The 1324-nt window shown below is 63.3% G+C and carries 1 protein-coding gene and 1 other annotated feature; the gene reads left to right on the top strand.

What is annotated here, in order from left to right:
- The first annotated feature begins 53 nt into the window (after positions 1–53).
- Positions 54–1285 (top strand): IS3 family transposase gene (locus IV112_RS13955; RefSeq protein ID WP_304004240.1). Its coding sequence is split into 2 segments (ribosomal slippage): positions 54–345 and positions 345–1285, totalling 1233 coding nucleotides; the frame shifts between segments, so codons are not numbered across the junction.
- Positions 332–448 (top strand) — a sequence feature (AL1L pseudoknot). Its footprint overlaps the gene before it by 117 nt.
- Positions 1286–1324 lie beyond the last annotated feature (39 nt).

Below are 1324 nucleotides of genomic sequence, written 5' to 3' on the forward strand. Positions count from 1 at the left end.
AAGTGAATCGCCCCGCGTTTTGAGGAGGCTCCAACTCTTGAGAAGATGGAGCTATGAACAAGTCGAACAAGTTCTCACCTGAGACGCGTGAGAGGGCAGTGAGGATGGTGCAAGAGCACCGTGGAGAGTACCCGTCGCTGTGGGCGGCGGTGGAGTCGATGGCCCCAAAAATTGGCTGTGTGCCGCAGACACTGCTGGGCTGGGTCAAGCAGGCCGAGGTCGATGTGGGCGCGCGGCCTGGCGTGAGCACGACCGAAGCGCAGCGCGTCAAGGAGCTTGAGCGTGAAGTGAAGGAACTGCGCCGAGCCAACGAGATTCTGAAGCTGGCCAGCGCGTTTTTCGCCCAGGCGGAGCTCGACCGCCGACTCAAGTCCTGAGGGACTTCATCGACAAGCAACGCGATACCTTTGGGGTCGAGCCGATCTGCGCTGTGCTGCAGGTCGCCCCGTCTGGGTATCGGCGCCACGCTGCATTGCGACGAGAGCCTCACAGGCGCTGCGCTCGTGCCCAGAGTGACGAGGCCCTGGCGCCGCATATTGAGCGCGTCTGGCAGGCCAATATGCAGGTCTACGGGGCCGACAAGGTTTGGCGCCAACTCGGGCGTGAAGGCACGGCCGTGGCGCGTTGCACGGTCGAGCGGCTGATGCGGCGGCTGGGCTTGCGGGGCGTGATGCGCGGCAAGGTCGTGCGCACCACGATCAGCGACAGCAAAGCACCGTGCCCGCTGGACAGGGTCAATCGGCAGTTCAAGGCTGATCGCCCCAATCAGCTCTGGGTCTCGGACTTCACCTATGTCTCGACCTGGCAGGGCTGGTTGTACGTGGCCTTCGTCATCGACGTCTTCGCCCGGCGCATCGTGGGCTGGCGGGTCAGCAGTTCGATGCGGACGGACTTCGTGCTCGATGCGCTGGAGCAGGCGCTGTACGCACGCCAGCCCGAGCGCGACAGCAGCCTGATTCACCACTCCGACAGGGGCTCTCAATACGTCAGCATTCGGTACACCGAACGCTTGGCGGAGGCTGGCGTCGAGCCGTCCGTGGGCAGCAAAGGTGACAGCTACGACAACGCGCTGGCCGAGACGATCAACGGACTCTACAAGGCCGAGCTGATTCATCGCCGCGCACCCTGGAAGACCAAGGGGGCTGTGGAGTTGGCGACGCTGGAATGGGTGGCCTGGTTCAACAACAATCGCCTGCTCGAACCCATCGGCTACATCCCGCCTGCAGAGGCTGAGGCAAACTACTACCGGCAATTCGCCATTCAAGCCGTCGCGGTGGCGGCCTGACTTAAACCAAACAGCCTCCACGAATCCCGGGGCGATTCA

It is taken from the genome of Methyloversatilis discipulorum, assembly GCF_018780585.1.
Lineage (GTDB): Bacteria > Pseudomonadota > Gammaproteobacteria > Burkholderiales > Rhodocyclaceae > Methyloversatilis > Methyloversatilis discipulorum_B.